The organism is Desulfocastanea catecholica, from assembly GCF_054657295.1.
This window is the reverse complement of sequence record NZ_BAAHYZ010000207.1, coordinates 1-218: the sequence shown is the minus strand read 5'-3', so window position 1 is coordinate 218 and position 218 is coordinate 1. Positions and strand designations below refer to the sequence as shown.

Here is a 218-nt window from a genome sequence, read left to right as displayed (position 1 = left end):
GCATTAATAAACTCAAATTGTGCATTACGATCAGGATGTTCACCACCCTCCAATGTCTTACGATTACCCTGAAGGCTATATCCCATTTTTCTGAGCAGATCACCTATCGAAGTATGACTCACAACATATCCCTGCGACCGCAACTCGGTTTCCAATTGCCGTAAACTCTTGCAGGTCCAACGCAACACAGATTCGGGATCGCCGCGAGTAACCGGTTC

The 218-nt window shown here is 46.8% G+C and carries 1 protein-coding gene; it reads right to left on the bottom strand.

Going from position 1 to position 218, the window contains the following annotated elements:
- Positions 1-218: ISAzo13-like element transposase-related protein (locus tag ACYQ8U_RS23535; RefSeq protein ID WP_459947967.1), on the bottom strand; the 218-nt coding region annotated here is incomplete at both ends.